Origin of the sequence: Rhodococcus sp. NPDC057135 (genome assembly GCF_042670865.1) — a bacterium.
GTDB lineage: Bacteria > Actinomycetota > Actinomycetes > Mycobacteriales > Mycobacteriaceae > Rhodococcus_F.
On the sequence record NZ_JBHUUU010000017.1, the window covers coordinates 132,376 to 148,521 of the forward strand.

Consider the following 16,146-nt stretch of genomic DNA (forward strand, 5'->3'; position numbering starts at 1 on the left):
GCAAGGCGGGATATGGGCCTGGCCGGTGAGCGGGCGTCGATCTCGCTTGACCAGGCATCCTTCGTTGATCTCGATGCACCCGTTGATTATCGGAATTGGACCAGAAGACTTTTCGACAGTTGAGTTCTCACTAGCTGACCATCGTGGCTGTGCTGATCAGTCCGTCGTGCGTCGCAGATCTTCGGGTTTGAATTCAGACACGTATAGCGCCCCTAGATCCTTCCAGTCCTCGGCTGATGCGCGTTCGTCCGCGTGGCACTCGATGCACTCGTCGACTGTCCACTCATTCAGCAGGACATACGGTTCGGACCACCGGCCGCGTTGCCATGCAGCGCGTGCACCCCGACGGCCCTCCGATTTTCCGACTCCGATCCAGAACTGATTGCCAGGGTCGAATCCGGTGATGCTGGGAAAATGTGCGGCGCGGGACCAGTTCCTCCATGCGTGGTTAAACGCCAGCTCGAACTCTATTTTGGCGCTTGTTACGGCCGTAACACCCTGGGCGAGAACACCTAGCGCGACACCTTCCACAACGTGCTTCACTTGCTGATCCTTTGTTGCCATCGTCGTAGCCTAGCGGGGCGCGAGCGGCGATCTTCAGATCAGGGTGCACGTTCAAGGTCGACCGATTGGTGACGCTATGGGTCGCAAAGTGTGGGCCGAGTGGGCTCCGGTGGGAGGCTGACAAAGCGTGCGTTCGTCGGGAGTTCGGGCACCGAACTCACCCACAATTCCGGTTCGTCATATGTCGACACCAGGTAACGCTTCGATGCGGAAGGTACTGCCTCCCCAGCCAGTTCGATCATCACCGAGCAGTTGGGCGCGCTCGGCAAGTGGAGGCAGCACGTCGATCAATTCAGATATCTTCCGCAGCACAGTGGTGCCCATCGCCGATGCAGTGCCTGACCGGGCGAGCAGATCGGTCATCTCTCGATCCGCCACAACTACATCGCAGTACGGCACGGCGGCACTGAGGGCGTCGATATCGCGTACGGCGTTGCGCGTCCACACCTTTTGAGGATTGCGGAAAAGATGGGCTTTGAGATCGACCGCGACACGGACGGATGGAACCGCGTCTATAAATTTGACTATCGCTTGCCTGCTGCTGGGGTCGCCGTCACCGAATGTTCTGCTGAATGGCACACGGTACTCAGCGAACAATTCGTTGAGGGTGTCGATGTGCTCGTGCATTACTTCCCTGGCCTGAACAAAGACCCGCAACTCGTCGGAATTACGAGGCTTCACCTCGCCTGTCCGCAACTTCGCTGCAAATTCTGACTCGAAGTCGACGCGCTGTTGGAAGGACAGCGCGGCGCCTTCCGGGTTGTAACCGACCTTGCGCAGCGCTTCGACGTCCTGGTCCCGAGCACCGGCCAACATCCGCATCTCCGCCCACTGATTGATTTCAGTAACACTGACTGGCAGTTTGCGCAGGACCTCTTCGGGAATGTCAGCGTCTGGGGCTCCAATGGTGAAACCCCGTGTCCGAACCCCTTGGAAGGCCCAATAGAAACCGGTATGAAGGACCTCTACCTGAGCTGGCCGGAAAGTTGGTAGCCCGATCTGCTCATGCATGGCGGTCAGAAGCTGGTGCTTAATGAGAACGTGCGGGGATCTTAGGGTGCGCATACAGGAGATGGATGCGATCGTGTGTGCCAATCGACGTCGCTGCCCGGGGTCGGTAACTGCGAGAGTTTCGCCGTAGTGCGTCGCAGATAGCGGAAAGGCGACCCCCGATGAGGCCGCAAGCCGAACAGCGGCGAGCGCCGCATGATCTTCTGGACTGCCGGTTCCGTGATCGGCCTTGGCCAACGCTATCCACACCCACTGATCGAGGTAGACGGTGGGTCGCTCCAGGTGCAAGTTGCGTAGGTCAGTCGGCAGCATAGCTACAGCATCGCAGGGCCTGTTCGCACAGTGGTCGTCGCCGTGGTGCTCTGGGCGACCGCGCTCTTTGTCGCACCGGCCGAGGCACTGTCGCCGCGATCCTCACGATTCTGGTGAACGGTCACGCAGGTACGTAATCTTCGACAACTCGGATGGTCGACTGATCTGCCACACGTGCCTGCGTGTGGTGACGCACTTCGCGGATGTGAACGACGGTCGAAAACTAGTCCACTCCCGACGGGGCGGGTTCTAGTCATCGTTGCAACAGGTGACCTGGCTCGAGGTTAGCAGTGACTCGAATAGTTCTGTGGGAGTGCAGTCTTGGATTACTTGACGGGGTCGGCGATTGAGTTCGTTCTCGACCGCCAGGAGATGCTGCGGCGAATGCACGCTCAGGTTAGTGCCCTTGGGGAAGTAGTCCCGCAGCAGACCATTGGAGTTCTCGTTCGACCCGCGTTGCCACGGTGATCGCGAATCGCAGAAGTACACCGGTACGCCCAGTGCGGCGGTGATCGCTCGGTGCTGAGCCATCTCGGTGCCCTGGTCCCAGGTGATCGATCGCAGCAGATCCGGTGGAAGATCGCCCATTCGCTCGATCAGTGCCTGCCGAAGGGTCTGGCCATCAAGACGGGTCAAGTGGAGTAATCGAATCATGCGGGTTTTTCGTTCGACGAGGGTGCCGATCGCTGAGCCAGCATCTTTACCGACGATGAGATCACCTTCCCAATGGCCGGCTTCACTCCGATCAGCGACGCTCTCGGGGCGCTGGTGGATAGTGAGCATGGGCTGTTCAAATCGGGGACGACGGCGGTCGCCGGCAACGTGAGCACGACGATTCTGGCGGCCGGTGCGCAACGGTGATTGCCGCTGCGGCGCCAGTGGTGAGGGTCGCATCAGCAAGGATCCGGGTTGGTAAAGGGCCTGGTAGATGCTCTCGTGGCACAGTCGCATTGCTGGTTCGGCGGGAAATCGAGTCGTCAGATGGCGGCTGATCTGCTGCGGACTCCACCGTTGGCCCAGCAACTGTGACACACGCGTCGAACAATTCGGCAGAGGATTCGATTCGCCGCTGACGATGGCGTGCTCGCCGAGCGACGGCCCGTCGGTGGGCTTCGTGGGGGCGATACGTCCCGGAGGTAGAGGCGTTGCGTCGAAGCTCGCGCGAGATCGTCGACGGCGATCGGTTCAACTGCGTAGCGATCTGCCGGATACTCAGCCGTTCACGTCGTAGATCGGCTACCTGAATACGTTCGTCTTCCGATAGGAACCGCGGACTGATGGCGCGGACTGCGAGTCGGTCCAACGGAGCGACGGTCCGCACCAGTTGTCCGGCGTGATAGACGGAATAGCCGCGGGCCCAGTTGGTTCCGGACGCGCGGGATACTCCAACTTCGCGGGCGGCTGCGCGGATGCTCCATCCACGGCCTCGCAATTCCATGAAGCGGCGACGCTTGTCGGAGAGTGGGCGCCGGCCCGGCCCCTTCTTGACACGACGAGACGATGACAACATAACCCCCAGAATCTCAGGTCTGTTGCAACGATCGATTGAGACCACCCGGTCCAAAACTCGGCCACCCAACCAAGATTGAATGGGTGATCTCCATGGAAGACTGGGCATTGATCAGGCACCTCTATCACGGCGAAAAGCTGTCCGAACGTGCCATCGCTGCCAAGCTCGGCATCGCGCGCGACATCGTCACCAACGCTCTGACCAGCGAGGGTCCACCGAAATATCGGCGACCATCAGTCGAATCCGCGATCAGCGCCGTGGAACCGAAGATCAGGGCACTGCTCTCAGAACATCCGACGATGCTGGCCACAGTGATTGCCGAACACATCGGATGGGGCGGATCCATCAGCTGGCTACGCGAACGAATCCGCAATCCGACCCGAATACGCCTCCGCCGACCCAGCAGACCTCCTCGATCATGATCCGGTTCAGGTCGTGCAGTGCGATCTGTGGTTTCCGCCGGCGTCGATTCCTCTCGGCGACGGCCAGACCAGCAGACCGTCGAGTTCCTCAGGCTTCATCAAAACCTCGCGTGCCTTGGAGCCCTCACTGGGGGACACTTGTTTCCGCACGTCGGCGCGGTGTCGGCTTTCGCAATCATCGGCGCCACCCGGATGCTAGCTGGGTGTTTATGGGTACCGCATCAATGTTGTATCTGATACAACAGAGGTATGACCCTGAATCCTCCCGGTTCAGCGCATTTAATGCTGGCGGGTGGCGGGCAATGTCGTTCATCTCGATCCAGCACCGGCGGTGTTCGCAGCGATGTCGGAGGGTTGGCGTAGGCAACAGGCTGCGCGGTTCCTCAAGACGGGGACGGTGGTGCGGAGAACGTGGCTGATGCAGCGCGTCGTGACATTCTCAGGGTTGTATCCGTGGCAGTGGACACCGGCGGAGGGTGAGGCCTTCATCCCCACCTTCGCGGTGGGGATGAACCTCTGGCATTATCTACGGCTCGCAGTTACGAGGTCGCGATCAGCATGTTCATGGGAACTTCTGTTGCAGGACTGAGCCAGCAGCATCTCGATACCTACCTCGACAAGAGCCCTGCCAATGTCCAGGCCTTGTTCACCTTCATCTCCTGGATGGGTGCCCGCGGCCTCGTTACCGATATCGATATAGTCGTCCCAAAGATGCCCTCCCACAAGAATTTCGGGATGAGGAAGACCATGCCGAGCAGCTGCGGCGATGCCTCACCGATAGCTCCCTGCCGCTCGAGATTCGGGTAGTCGGGGCTCTGATCAGGCTCTATGGACTCCCTGTCGTCCGCATCGTCGAACTCACCACCGACCGATTCCGGCACGAGGATGCCGCGGCCTACCTGACGATTGACGAGAATGCCGTCATGGTCCCACCTTCGCTGGCTGTACTCATCGATGAACTACTCCGAAGATCAACGGATAATGTTCGAAGCAGCAGTATTCGGCATCCGGCCTACCTGTTTCCGGGGAGGCCGCCGAGTCGACCTCGAAGTACCCAACTTCTGTGGCGTCAGTTGAAAGAACACGGGTTGCCTACCCGCGCTGCTCGGAACACGGCCATGATCGCCATCGTCACCCATCTCGACGCCGTCGTGGTCAGCGATCTCTTCGGCGTTGCCCCTAAGACGGCACATAAATGGGCTCAGTATGCGAGCACCAGTTGGGCGACGTACCTAGCGGCGCAGGACAAGTCCAGGTAAGCAATCGAATTCGGCTATCAGCAGTGAGGTGATTCGAAACATCTGGTTGTGCTGTTACGGACTTAGTCGACAAATGGGAGCGGGGTGAAAGGTCACGGCGAACGGCGCGTCGTCGTGCGCGGCGCGATGTCGATCCGGGCGCTGGCAGCTTCGAGGGCGAGTCGGCGAACCTCAACGATGGCCCGTTCGAGTATTACGGTTCCGATGAGCATCGTCTCGACGGCTGCAGTCCGATCCTGCAAGGCCCGGGCGTACTCCACTTCGATATGCGCAGTGCGCTCGATCATATCGGCGACACTGTCGAAGTCGGTGAGCGTTGTCGGGAAATCGAACCGGCGCAGCGTAGCGACAAGTTCGGCCAGCCGATACGGCGCGGGAGCGTCCGGATCAATGTCCCAGCCCCTGGACGAAAGCCATTCCTGCACTTCGTCGTAGGCCGTCTGGATATCGGTGGACACGGTCTCGGTGGGCACCTCGTCGAGACCGTGCATTACCGCCCCGAATGCGTCGTGCATGGGCGTCGATTCATCGTCAACCGCCGCGAGTGTGGCACGCACATGTGAAATCGAGAGACCGCCGATATCGATCAGGGAGCGGATCAGCCGCAGTCGGCGAATGTGCTGTTCGCTGTACGCAGCCTGATTGGTGGCCGTCTGCACACCGCCCGTCAGCAGGCCCTCGCGCAGGTAGTACTTGATGGAGGAAACCGACACCCCGCTGCGCTGACTGAGTTCGGAAACCTTCACTCGTCCTTCCTTGACTTCACAAGTAGATAGTAGCACTATCCATTATGGATAGGAGCACTATCCATACCGTGAATCGATCACGGGACCGACAACGAAGGGGACGCTCGATGGCCCGAAGTCGAGTCCAGACCGGCCGCTACACCGCAGAGATCGATGACGACTTCGTCGTCTTCCTCATCGGCATCCGCATCAACAAACTCTGGAAGATCCACAAGTGGATCGGCCCATTCTTCTCGATGCCTCGAATGCTGCGCGAGCTGCGCCTGCACCCAGACAAAGGCATGTTAGGGGCTCGAATAGCGCTGGGCGGACGCACTTTCACCGTGGTGCAGTACTGGCGCAGCTTCGACCAACTCGAAGCGTTCGCAAAGAATCCGAACGATCCACACCTGCCGGCATGGAAAGCCTTCAACAAGAAGGTCGGCGCCAGCGGCGACGTCGGGGTCTACCACGAGACCTACCGCGTCGGAGCCGGTCGGCACGAGTCGATCTACTCGAATATGCCCGTCATGGGACTGGCCGCAGCCGGCAGGTCTGTCGTAGTGGGTAAGCGCAGCGAAACAGCGAGAGCCCGTAGCGCGAGGCAATGAACCGAGGAGTGGGTTTGGGAGACCTCCGCACGTTGCGACTTGGCGAATCTCGGGCTGACTTTCGCTAGGTTCGCCGCAGACGTCCGATGACGATCGCGAATCTCTACAGCCACGATGATCTGCGGTGTTTCTCACAGGAGCAGGTGGCAGGGGTGATGCCCCGATAACGGCAAAGATTGAACGAATAGCGCAAGGTTCGAATACCTACCGTCCACCGGTTTTCACTGGCGGCAGCTTGCGGCACCCATCCTTTCGAGGGCTGCGCAACGACAAGACCGCTGATGAGGTCGACCTGCCCGGACGCCACTGACCACCGAACATGACGAGTGATCAGCGCCGAAACAGATGCATCAATGTTGTATCTGATGCAACCTTCGCTCAGCTGATTGACGGACTCGTCCCCTCCTCGATCTCGAAGAGCCTTACCCGCGGGTTGATGTGGAGCCGCACACCCGCGCGCCGGGCTAGGCTGCGGGCGTGTCGAGAGCAGTGTGGTGGGTCTCTGTCGGGGCTGCGTTGGCCTTCACCGTGTGGGTCGGTGCCTCATGGACGATGGCTGAAGTGTCGTTGGCGTGCTCGAAGACCGGCGAGAGCGGATCCTCCTTCCGGTGCGATGACCGCATCGTCCACGTGCTAGGTGCCTGGCCGCTGATCGGCCTGGGACTGTTGCTCGCAACACCACCTGTGGTGGCCGCATTGGCAATGCGAAAGTGGGTCTCTGGGTTGGCTGTCGCCGCACTCGTTGGTTTGTCCATCGCCGGGTTGGCGAACTGGAGCTCTTTTTGGGGATCTCTTCTCTTCGCTGTCCCCTTGGCAGCCCTTGGGTTGGTCGCCGCCGCAACGCAGAAGGCCATCCCGCGCCCGGGTACACCACTGAGAGGTTCTGCGGCAGCGGCTGCGTAGACGCGCGCCGCTGCCGCCTCTGGGCGAGCCAGTCGTCAGACGTGCCCTAGCTGGGGCCACGCTGACTGCGTTCGAAGAGGACAAAGGGGTGAACGGCTAACAGCCGACCTGACGGATACATTCGGGAGATGACTCTCACCAATGCATGGCGCCGGTACATGCAGGTTCTTCACGAGAAGGCACCGATCACGGCCGCCGCGGTTCGTCCGCCACGGCCGCTCTCCGAGCGAGAAGACGCCGAACGCGTTACAGCACCGTGGACCCTCGAGCTTCGAGAGTTCTTTTCCCTTCACGACGGCCAGAAACGACCGATCGGTGAAGAAGACTTCGTCGGAAGCGTGTTCCCGAGCTTCGAGCTTCTCCCGCTCGCCGACATCGTCACACAGCACCGCTCTTTACGAGATCACCTCCACGACACCGAATACCTCGGCGACGACTGGGGAAATATCGCCCGGCAACAACCGGCCGGCGAGATCGCGCACATGTTCCTCAGTGAATACATTCCGTTCGCAGAGCACGGATGCGGTGATCTGTTGTGCGTGGACACGCGCGGCGGGGAGCGAGAAGGCTGTGTCCGCGAGTTCGGCGCAGAGGGCGCCGATGAATGCGATCCGGAGTCGGCGTCGTTGGCAGACTACGTCGATTCGGTACGTATCAGCCTCGAGTCAGGTGTCGAACACTCCGGACTGGTCCCCACCGTCGAGGACGGCACCCTGGTCTGGGATGTCGACTTCAGTGACAACCCGGTGCGCATTCCCGCGCCTGAGCCGGTGATGATCCACCTACCGTTCGCTCTGACGAGTTTCCAGCCGTCACTGATCGGCCCCGACGATGACGTGATCGACCTGGATGTCGTTCGGCGAACAGTGATCGACACGGCCCAGTCGCTGCACCCGGGGTCGGTCGTAGAAGGCGGCGGGTCGATCTTCCGCCGGGTTCCCCGTCAACGGGGTGTCTCGGTTAGTTGGTTCGTCGAAATCGATAGCCAGACTGTGGCTTTCGTATCCATCGTCACGGGCCTTGGTGATGAGGTGATTGTTCATGAGCTGCCAGAAGATGGCAGCGTCAGGTTCGTGTTCGACGAGTGATCCCCGATCGGCCTCTCTGGCCGGACGGGGAATAGTGCATGTTTCGAATACTGCACATCCGCCACTCAACCTACCGGGTTGTCACTGAGTCACTGAGTCACTGCAACAGTGCAAATCAGAAAGATTCGCTGATGGACAATTTGGTGGTTGTATTGGAGCCCGTTTCCGCAGCCTAAGTAAACGACGGGATCATCTACGAGCCAGGATGTACCAAATCAGGATGGCCAGGAGGGATGCTAGCGAGCAATACGCAAGGAAGCCTCCCATATCAATCCAGGTGCGTTCACCGAAGGGTCCTGGGCTTATCAGCGAAACCTGGACTTCACGACTGCTGCGTCGGGCGAGGTGGATCCACCACACAGCAACATTGCCCACGCTCCATCCCAGCAGCAGCCACCGAAGCGCCCTGTTGGCTTTGTCGACTGAAGTTCGGTCCTCACTGCGTTGGCGCATGATTTAGTCTCCATCGTCGGCCGGAATACAGCACCTTTCGAATACTGCACATCTGCCAGTCGACCTCCCCTGCCAACATTGACCACCTCGGACATGACGAAGCCGCCGGCACCGAAAAGGGTGTCCAGCGGCTTGACAGGGTCGGTGCCCGTCTTGCGCCTCTCGGCAAGTGGCTGCTCGAAGCGGCATTTCTGGGGTGGTACCCGGGGCAAAGAACCGAACACCGACAGCCTCTACAACGAACCAAGGCAGAGAGTTATTTCGGTGCGCTGACCTGCATCGAGATCAGTCGTCACTGCCGGCCACGAAGGTCGACGTCGACAAAAATTCGGGGGTGATCTGCACGCCGGTGTAGTTCGCGGCCATCGCAAAAGATGCTTCGACGACGTGGAATTTCCCGTCCGGCGACGGTCCTTCACCCTCGGGGTCGAGCCCGACGTCTCTCATCCGCGACTGCCACGCCTCCGGTATCGGGTCCAGGCGCAGGTGAGGATCGAAGTGCACCGTACGAACCCCGTCCTGCCACAGGACGAACGAGGCGGCAGCTGCGACATTGCTCGAGTGTGTGAGCGCCTCACGTCCCGCCGACAGCGGCACCATCAGTACGTCGTCCGTGCCCGCTGACGCCATCGGGGCGAGCGCGATCGTCCAGTTCCCCAAGGCCGCGGCGCCGACGATCGAAAACTCTTCCCACCCGAGTTCGTTGATGCCCTGCAATCCGCGCACTTCCCCCAGCTCGCGCACGGTCATCGCCTCGATCACGGCAGCCGGCGCTGCGTCGCGCACATAGGTCACGTACAGCCCGTTCTCGGTCCACGGGTAGTCGCGGAAGAGCCACTCGAAGTCGCGATAGGTCTTCATGAACGAGTCCTTCCAGACGGCGTGCTGGACGAGAGGTCAGGATTCCCGCATCGTCACTCGGGCGAGCATCTGCTCCATCTGCGGCCACCCGAGGGCGAGGTTCGATCCGTTCATCTGGACGCGTGTGTTCCATTCCGGAGCGAAGGCGTCGAACATGATCCGGGCAGCTGGAGCGAGTACGGCCCGCTCGACGGCGTCAACGGTGTCGCCCATCCCAACGGAACTCGCCGTCGACGGAATCGGGTTCGCCGAATACCGACGTCAGACGCTCGGACACGTAGCCCAGTTCCGCTAGTTCCGACGCAGTGTAAAAATCCTTGCTCATTACTTCCTCCGAATCACCGATCGACCGTGCACATCATCGTGCCGTAACACCGTGCCGGACGGGCCTGACGGACGCCTGAAGTGGCCGGGAGATGGGTGTGTGACCCCGTAGGCCGATTCCGGGTAGGTGTGGTTCTCTGACGCTGACAGATGCACTGCGCCGGAAGGCGAGACGACTCCAGGAGCGGCGATGTTGGCGATGAAAACAATGTGCGAGAGGTGCCGCACCTCTCTCGACAACGCCTCCGCCGCAACGATATGCAGCTGCGAATGCACCTTCTGCGTCGACTGTTCGGCGGCGATGGACAACGAGTGCCCGAACTGTGGTGGCGAGTTGACCGCGCGTCCTGCTCGCATCGCGCAACCACCTGCGATTCGTCGGGGATGGGCAGGTCGAATCGGTCGCTACCTCGCCCAGCACAAGCCCTCCGGCGTCCTCGAGCTCACCGCTGCCGAGCGGGACCTGATTTCGCAGATCAAGGCCACCGACGGAGAAAGGTTGGCAGCGATCGAGGTGCGTCATCTACGTCCCGACTGCACACCGCGAGAAGCTCTCATCACCGTTCTCAACCTTCGCGGGGAAGACGTGTTCCGAACCCCTGCCGGCCACGCTGTCGGTGAGAACGCAGGTCGCGCCGACGGGAAGCCACAGGCGCTGTGACCGACGAGCACACCATGCCCGCACGCTCCAGATTCCGCGCAGCCGGAGACCGGGCAGCAGCGCGTCTGCGGAAACGAGCCGAGTGGGCTGCCGTCGCGGCGCAGCGCAGAGCCGCCCATGACCGGGCCTACGAACAGTGGGCCACCGGTGCGCTTGCCCGTACCGGATCACCCGCGCACTCGACGCCGCCGAGCTGTACGGCCCCGACGTCGACGTTGCATGCGGGGCGCAGGAGCCGGCAGTCGACGAATGGGAGGCCGGCACCCGCTACCCCTCGTTCGAGCAGCTCCTCGCCCTGGCCGCGCTGACGCACCAATCCCCGGACTCGTTCATTGCCCGCGAAGGCGACGAGGACCTCGACCTCCGGGACACCACGATGTGGTGCCACATCAGCAAAGCCGAGCGCGCCCGATGGCGACCCCCGATCACCGAATTCACCGCCGCGGCCGTCGAAGAATGTCCAGGCACCAACGATTACCGCGACACCCACCTGTTCTGAAGTGCCCTTGCTTCCAGAGGGCGCGTAGCCAGAGTCTCGAAATCGACTGGCAGGTAGCGCTATTGAGAGACGCAATCATCATTAATCTGACTAGAGAACTACAGGAGGCATGATGGCCAGCTACGAAAGTGATTTCGCTCGAGCACTCAACCGGGGGCGCGTTTATGACAGTGCCGAGCAATTGCGCGCTACTCCAGAGGGAACGCCGATCACTGATGCGCAGGGCCGGCACTGGATCCGCGGATTCAACGATCCGGCCGAACGACGGTGGCGACGTCGAAAGGCTCCGCGGCTGATCTGGGTGGGCATCGGGGGCGATCACGACCGGTGCCCGTCTTCCGAGATTCCCCTCCCCGCTACACATGCCGCCATCGAGGACTTCTGGTCCACGACCCTCGTGGAGGGTTCAGTGCCTGCCGTGTCGATCGGGGCGATCGCCGGCGGCTGTGTCGGTGGTGGTTTGCGTGGACGCTTGGCGCACGAGATTTGATTTGGGTAATTGCACGACGTTGTTTATCAGTAGTTTTTAGCAATTGGTGCGCTTCGTCCTTCACCCGCATTGTGATCGATTTGTCGGTCGAGCCTGGCGTGGTGTTTGGGATTCGGCGGCATTCGATGCGGGTGGCGATCGCGATCCGGTCTGGACTGAGGGCCTCAGTTCAGACGTAGCGACGGAGTGTGTCCGAATCTACGAATCACTCTCTTGAAAAAGAGTTGCGAGTGTCATCTTGACGGCGTCCAGATGTTCGGCCATCGCTCTGGAGGCGTGGTCGTAACTCCCGGATGCGATTCCTTCGACTATTCGTTCGTGTTCCTCGTTCGACTTTTCCTGGCGACCGGCAACAAGATTGAGTGTCTCGGATTGCCTTGTCAACGCTTCACGGATGTCGACGATTACCGACTCGAAGACCCGATTCCTACTGGCTTTTGCGATCAGTCCGTGGAATTGCGCATCGAGTGCGACCCATACGAGCGGATCATCCTCGTCACGCATCTGCTGGACCAGTCCGCGGAGGGCCGTCAGTTCCTCCGCTGTGTGCCGTTGGGCAGCCCATCCTGCGGCCGGAATTTCGACATGCGGCCGTGCTTCGACCAACTCGTTGGCGGCGTAGCTGCCGAAGTCGAGGTCTCGTGCTATCGAATCGCTGACGACGAAGGTGCCGAGCCCGGATTTTGTCTCGGTGAGCCCGAGGGCATGGCACGAGCGCAGGGCTTCACGGATGACCGATCGACTGACCCCGTGTCTTTCGGCCAGAGACGCCTCGGACGGGAGACGCTCTCCGACTGCCAGTTCGCCGGAGGTTATTGCGGCACGGAGGTCGGCGAGAACTGCCTCGGCAGCACTCACCCGCGAGGCGACGGGTCGCCTGGTGGCCCAGCTGTCTGACAGGTTCATGCCGTCATTGTTGCGACTGCCGAAGTCCCGCGTCAAACATCGCACCTGGTGAAGGGTTGACGTGCCGGAGTGAGCGAGGTAACAATTGCACCTGTCAGACAGCCTGATAGCCCGATAGCTGGGCGGGACTACTACTTGACCGTCAGCGCTGCGATCCCGAAATACACCCACCGCGCAGAGTGATGCTTGCGCGAAGAGACACGAGGAATTGATCAAGTGCTCGAAACGCGAACAGAACACGATCTGCTCGGCGATCGCGAAGTTCCAGCCGATTCGTACTGGGGTATCCACACTTTGCGCGCGATGGAGAACTTCCCGATCACTGGTCGAACAATCGCCACGAACCCGCATCTGATCCGCGGCATCGCTTACGTCAAGTGGGCGGCAGCCAGCGCAAACCAAAAGCTGGGCATCCTCGACCGCCCGCGCGCGGAGGCCATCTCACAGGCATGTAAGGAAATCGTGGACGGGCGGTGGCACGAACAGTTCGTGGTGGACGTCATCCAGGGTGGCGCCGGAACGTCGACGAACATGAATGCCAACGAGGTCATCGCCAATCGCGCGTTGGAAATCCTCGGCCACCAGCGCGGCGACTACGAACGGCTTCACCCCAATGAACACGTGAACCTGAGCCAATCGACCAACGACGTCTACCCCACGGCCGTAAATATCTCGACGATCTTCGCGATCGATGACCTGCTGGATGCACTTCTTACACTCCAGAATGCGTTCACGACCAAATCTCTTCAGTTCGCCGACACCGTGAAGATGGGACGCACCCAACTGCAGGACGCCGTGCCGATGACTCTGGGTCAGGAGTTCGGCACCTACGCGGTCATGATCGAGGAGGATCGGGCGCGTCTGGCTGAGGCCGCTCTTCTCGTGCACGAGATCAACCTCGGTGCCACTGCTATCGGTACTGGCCTCAACGCACCTGCCGGCTACGCCGAGGTGGCCTGTTCCGATCTGGGCGCACTGACCGGACTGCCGCTGGTGTTGGCAACGGATCTGGTCGAAGCGACCCAAGACGTGGGCCAGTTCGTCCACCTCTCCGGCGTCCTCAAGCGGGTCGCTGTGAAGTTGTCCAAGGTGTGCAACGATCTCCGACTGCTCTCTTCGGGTCCGCGGGCCGGATTGAACGAGATCAATCTTCCACCAGTGCAAGCAGGTTCGTCGATCATGCCCGGCAAGGTCAATCCGGTCATTCCCGAAGTCCTCAATCAGGTCGCGTACGAAGTCATCGGCAACGACGTGACCATCACGATGGCAGCGGAATCCGGTCAGCTCCAACTCAACGCTTTCGAGCCGATCATCGTGCACTCACTGTCCGAAGGAATGCGACACCTCGGTGCGGCTTGCCGCATTCTGGCGGACCGGTGCGTACTCGGCATCACGGCCAACACCGAACTGCTGCGCGCCCGAGTCGAAGACTCCATCGGCCTCGTCACCGCGCTCAACCCCTACATCGGATATACCGCGTCCACTCGGATCGCCCAGGAGGCGTTGATTTCCGGGCGTCGCGTCGCCGATCTCGTAATCGAAGCCGGCTTACTCGACCGCGAGGAACTCGATCGGTTGCTCAGCCCCGAGCATCTCGCCAATCTCCGCGTTTCGGGCGAGAAGCCTCATGCCACCGCCGTTGCGGAGGAGGTTTGATGACCGTCGAACGGGAAGAGACAGGCCGCGCCGAGGTTGCCACTGAGGAGGATCTCGGATATCAGAAGGCGCTCGGCCCCAGACAGATTCAGATGATCGCGATCGGCGGTGCGATCGGAACCGGCCTTTTCATGGGCGCTGGAGGGCGGCTACAACAGGCGGGCCCGGCCTTGGTTCTCGTGTACGCGCTGTGCGGGTTCTTCGCGTTCCTGATCCTGAGGGCACTCGGCGAACTGGTGATGCACCGACCGACTTCCGGATCCTTCGTTTCCACCCTGTTGGAACGTGGACCGTCGGATCCATCGCGATCATCGCACCGCTGTTGATGATTGGTTGGTACGCCGCCAGGAATCGTATTCGCGAACTAGCCATCCAACGCGCCACGGCGTGACGAGAAAGGACCACAGTGCCGAAAGTCGCAGTTGTCACTACTGGTGGCACCATCGCCAGCACCCGGGATGCGCACGGCATCAGCCGGCCCGCAATCACCGGTGCAGATCTGGTCGGCAACGAGCAGACCGACATCGATCTTCGAGTCGTGAACGTGATGTCGAAGGACAGCTCGAGCATGACCTTCGCGGACATGGATCGTGTTCGCGACGCCGTAGCCGATGAATTGAAGGATCCCGGACTCGACTCGGTGGTCGTGCTTCACGGCACCGATACGATGGAGGAAACTGCGTTCTTGTTGGACCTGCACCACGACGACCAACGCCCGGTGGTCTTCACCGGCGCGCAGCGCACTTTCGACCATCCCGAATCCGACGCTCGTTCGAATCTCGCCGCGGCGATCTCAGCCGGACTGGACATCTCGTCACTCGGGCGTGGTGTCCTCATCGCCTTCGGCGGTTCGGTCCATCCAGCTGCAGGTACGCGAAAGTCCGATACGACGGCACTCGATGCCTTCCGCCCCGTGCACATCGATCCGCTCCTGCTGCGCACTTCCGAACCATTGCCGTGGCATCCGATTTCGGACACCCGCGTCGACATCATCGCCGTGTATCCCGGAGCAGACCGTGTACAGATCGACGCCTGCGTGCACGCCGGGGCACAGGGACTTGTTCTCGATGGACTCGGTTCGGGAAATGCCAATCCGACGATAGTCGAGGCCGTACGAGACTGCGTAGGCGCTCACATCCCGGTAGCCGTGACAACTCGGGTGTCCTCGGGGCATATCTCCCCGGTTTACGGTGGCGGTGGTGGCGGGCACGACTTGATCGCCGCAGGGGCTGTGTTTTCCACCGATCTTCGAGCCGGGCAGGCACGCGTACTTCTGGCAGCCTTGTTGTCAGATCCGAATCTCGTGGGCCTGGAAAAGGAATTCGAACGACGCGCGAGTCTCAGCCGGGTCCGGGCGTAGACCTGTGGCTCAACCCGCACCCCCACGCGGACCGTTAGTCAGTGCGGCCCAGGACTATTCCGTGCGCAGCTCGATCGAGCGGCCCATTCGCATTCGACCTTCGCGCCCGCTCAAATCGGCGTGTTGCGAAGGACCCTCGCGACGGACTGTAGCGCCGCATTCGCGTGAGGGTGTGGGTTCGTGTTCACTGCAGGACCAACCATGATCCAAGATCCGCGCTGACCCGCAGTGAAGGTGGTACAGCCACATGCAGGGGGAGATGATCTCGCGAGGGAATCGGTAACCCTTGTACGTCGATGACACCCGCAGATCATCCCAGACCAGGGGAACTCAACAACTTGAAGTGCCCGAACGGGTAACCCCACCCGCTCGAGTTCTGATCTTCGCTCTACGGTAATTCGAATTCGAATCTGCAGTGCGCCTTCATACCTCACAGGGGTGTGGAGGCGCACTTTCTGGAGGCATGCGTGAATCTCGAACAGATAAAGGCTGCACAGCAACTTCTCGCCCCGGTCATGCGCCGCACCCCGG

General features: G+C 60.9%; 19 protein-coding genes and 2 pseudogenes. 12 read left to right on the plus strand and 9 right to left on the minus strand.

Annotated features, from left to right (window positions below; translation table 11 throughout):
* Positions 1–156 precede the first annotated feature (156 nt).
* The 3 genes and pseudogenes from ACFT1A_RS26700 to ACFT1A_RS26710 all read right to left on the minus strand — a co-directional run bounded on the left by ACFT1A_RS26700 (position 157) and on the right by ACFT1A_RS26710 (position 3,325).
* The gene (locus ACFT1A_RS26700; RefSeq protein WP_378449446.1) at positions 157–564 is read right to left on the minus strand and encodes a hypothetical protein; all 408 of its coding nucleotides are present in this window, start codon (positions 562–564) and stop codon (positions 157–159) included.
* A gap of 177 nt (positions 565–741) precedes the next feature.
* Complete coding sequence (locus ACFT1A_RS26705; RefSeq protein WP_378449447.1) at positions 742–1,812, minus strand: hypothetical protein; 1,071 nt, start codon at positions 1,810–1,812, stop codon at positions 742–744.
* 324 nt (positions 1,813–2,136) lie between these two features.
* Positions 2,137–3,325 (minus strand): annotated as a pseudogene (locus ACFT1A_RS26710) (IS30 family transposase).
* A 155-nt stretch (positions 3,326–3,480) separates the two neighbouring features.
* On the opposite strand from ACFT1A_RS26710, the gene ACFT1A_RS26715 reads away from it, so the two are divergent.
* Positions 3,481–3,819, plus strand: a complete 339-nt coding sequence (locus ACFT1A_RS26715) for a hypothetical protein (protein ID WP_378449448.1) — start codon at positions 3,481–3,483, stop codon at positions 3,817–3,819.
* A 292-nt stretch (positions 3,820–4,111) separates the two neighbouring features.
* The gene (locus tag ACFT1A_RS26720) at positions 4,112–4,408 is read left to right on the plus strand and encodes a hypothetical protein (protein ID WP_378449449.1); all 297 of its coding nucleotides are present in this window, start codon (positions 4,112–4,114) and stop codon (positions 4,406–4,408) included.
* A 19-nt stretch (positions 4,409–4,427) separates the two neighbouring features.
* On the opposite strand, the gene ACFT1A_RS26725 is transcribed toward ACFT1A_RS26720, so the two are convergent.
* Entirely contained in the window at positions 4,428–4,700 is a 273-nt protein-coding gene (locus ACFT1A_RS26725) for a hypothetical protein (RefSeq protein ID WP_378449450.1), read from the minus strand.
* Between the two features lie 237 nt (positions 4,701–4,937).
* Between ACFT1A_RS26725 and ACFT1A_RS26730 the strand changes: the two genes are divergently transcribed.
* Positions 4,938–5,078, plus strand: a complete 141-nt coding sequence (locus ACFT1A_RS26730; protein WP_378449451.1) for a hypothetical protein — start codon at positions 4,938–4,940, stop codon at positions 5,076–5,078.
* 92 nt (positions 5,079–5,170) lie between these two features.
* Here the strand turns inward: ACFT1A_RS26730 and ACFT1A_RS26735 are convergent, their stop codons facing one another.
* A complete protein-coding gene (locus ACFT1A_RS26735; RefSeq protein ID WP_378449452.1) occupies positions 5,171–5,824 on the minus strand; it encodes a MerR family transcriptional regulator in 654 nt (217 codons plus the stop codon).
* A gap of 107 nt (positions 5,825–5,931) precedes the next feature.
* Between ACFT1A_RS26735 and ACFT1A_RS26740 the strand changes: the two genes are divergently transcribed.
* The 3 genes from ACFT1A_RS26740 to ACFT1A_RS26750 all read left to right on the plus strand — a co-directional run bounded on the left by ACFT1A_RS26740 (position 5,932) and on the right by ACFT1A_RS26750 (position 8,405).
* Positions 5,932–6,414 (plus strand): DUF4188 domain-containing protein, encoded by a 483-nt coding sequence (locus ACFT1A_RS26740; protein WP_378449453.1) that lies wholly within the window; start codon positions 5,932–5,934, stop codon positions 6,412–6,414.
* A gap of 477 nt (positions 6,415–6,891) precedes the next feature.
* The gene (locus ACFT1A_RS26745) at positions 6,892–7,317 is read left to right on the plus strand and encodes an ABC transporter permease (RefSeq protein ID WP_378449454.1); all 426 of its coding nucleotides are present in this window, start codon (positions 6,892–6,894) and stop codon (positions 7,315–7,317) included.
* A 128-nt stretch (positions 7,318–7,445) separates the two neighbouring features.
* Entirely contained in the window at positions 7,446–8,405 is a 960-nt protein-coding gene (locus ACFT1A_RS26750) for an SMI1/KNR4 family protein (protein ID WP_378449455.1), read from the plus strand.
* 738 nt (positions 8,406–9,143) lie between these two features.
* Here the strand turns inward: ACFT1A_RS26750 and ACFT1A_RS26755 are convergent.
* From ACFT1A_RS26755 to ACFT1A_RS26765, 3 genes are read right to left on the minus strand one after another with little or no spacing between them, the layout of a single operon-like run.
* A complete protein-coding gene (locus ACFT1A_RS26755) occupies positions 9,144–9,719 on the minus strand; it encodes a DUF6461 domain-containing protein (RefSeq protein ID WP_378449456.1) in 576 nt (191 codons plus the stop codon).
* Between the two features lie 36 nt (positions 9,720–9,755).
* Positions 9,756–9,932: a hypothetical protein gene (locus ACFT1A_RS26760; RefSeq protein ID WP_378449457.1), complete on the minus strand. Its 177-nt coding sequence runs from the start codon at positions 9,930–9,932 to the stop codon at positions 9,756–9,758.
* Positions 9,916–10,044: a hypothetical protein gene (locus tag ACFT1A_RS26765; RefSeq protein ID WP_378449458.1), complete on the minus strand. Its 129-nt coding sequence runs from the start codon at positions 10,042–10,044 to the stop codon at positions 9,916–9,918. The genes ACFT1A_RS26760 and ACFT1A_RS26765 overlap by 17 nt, the downstream gene beginning before the upstream one ends.
* Positions 10,045–10,242: 198 nt before the next feature.
* Between ACFT1A_RS26765 and ACFT1A_RS26770 the strand changes: the two genes are divergently transcribed.
* The 3 genes from ACFT1A_RS26770 (at position 10,243) to ACFT1A_RS26780 (ending at position 11,693) form a co-directional block, all read left to right on the plus strand.
* On the plus strand, positions 10,243–10,704 hold the full coding sequence (locus ACFT1A_RS26770; RefSeq protein WP_378449471.1) for a DUF1272 domain-containing protein: 462 nt from the start codon (positions 10,243–10,245) through the stop codon (positions 10,702–10,704).
* A gap of 136 nt (positions 10,705–10,840) precedes the next feature.
* A complete protein-coding gene (locus ACFT1A_RS26775; protein WP_378449459.1) occupies positions 10,841–11,203 on the plus strand; it encodes a hypothetical protein in 363 nt (120 codons plus the stop codon).
* 112 nt (positions 11,204–11,315) lie between these two features.
* Complete coding sequence (locus tag ACFT1A_RS26780; protein ID WP_378449460.1) at positions 11,316–11,693, plus strand: hypothetical protein; 378 nt, start codon at positions 11,316–11,318, stop codon at positions 11,691–11,693.
* A gap of 198 nt (positions 11,694–11,891) precedes the next feature.
* Here the strand turns inward: ACFT1A_RS26780 and ACFT1A_RS26785 are convergent, their stop codons facing one another.
* The gene (locus ACFT1A_RS26785) at positions 11,892–12,599 is read right to left on the minus strand and encodes a FadR/GntR family transcriptional regulator (RefSeq protein ID WP_378449461.1); all 708 of its coding nucleotides are present in this window, start codon (positions 12,597–12,599) and stop codon (positions 11,892–11,894) included.
* A gap of 216 nt (positions 12,600–12,815) precedes the next feature.
* Here ACFT1A_RS26785 and ACFT1A_RS26790 point away from each other — a divergent pair, with 216 nt between their 5' ends.
* The 3 genes and pseudogenes from ACFT1A_RS26790 to ACFT1A_RS26800 all read left to right on the plus strand — a co-directional run bounded on the left by ACFT1A_RS26790 (position 12,816) and on the right by ACFT1A_RS26800 (position 15,615).
* Entirely contained in the window at positions 12,816–14,255 is a 1,440-nt protein-coding gene (locus tag ACFT1A_RS26790; RefSeq protein ID WP_378449462.1) for an aspartate ammonia-lyase, read from the plus strand.
* Positions 14,255–14,527, plus strand: a pseudogene (locus ACFT1A_RS26795) (L-asparagine permease); the annotation flags it as partial. The gene ACFT1A_RS26790 and the pseudogene ACFT1A_RS26795, both read left to right, overlap by 1 nt.
* A 134-nt stretch (positions 14,528–14,661) precedes the next feature.
* The gene (locus ACFT1A_RS26800; RefSeq protein ID WP_378449463.1) at positions 14,662–15,615 is read left to right on the plus strand and encodes an asparaginase; all 954 of its coding nucleotides are present in this window, start codon (positions 14,662–14,664) and stop codon (positions 15,613–15,615) included.
* Positions 15,616–16,146 lie beyond the last annotated feature (531 nt).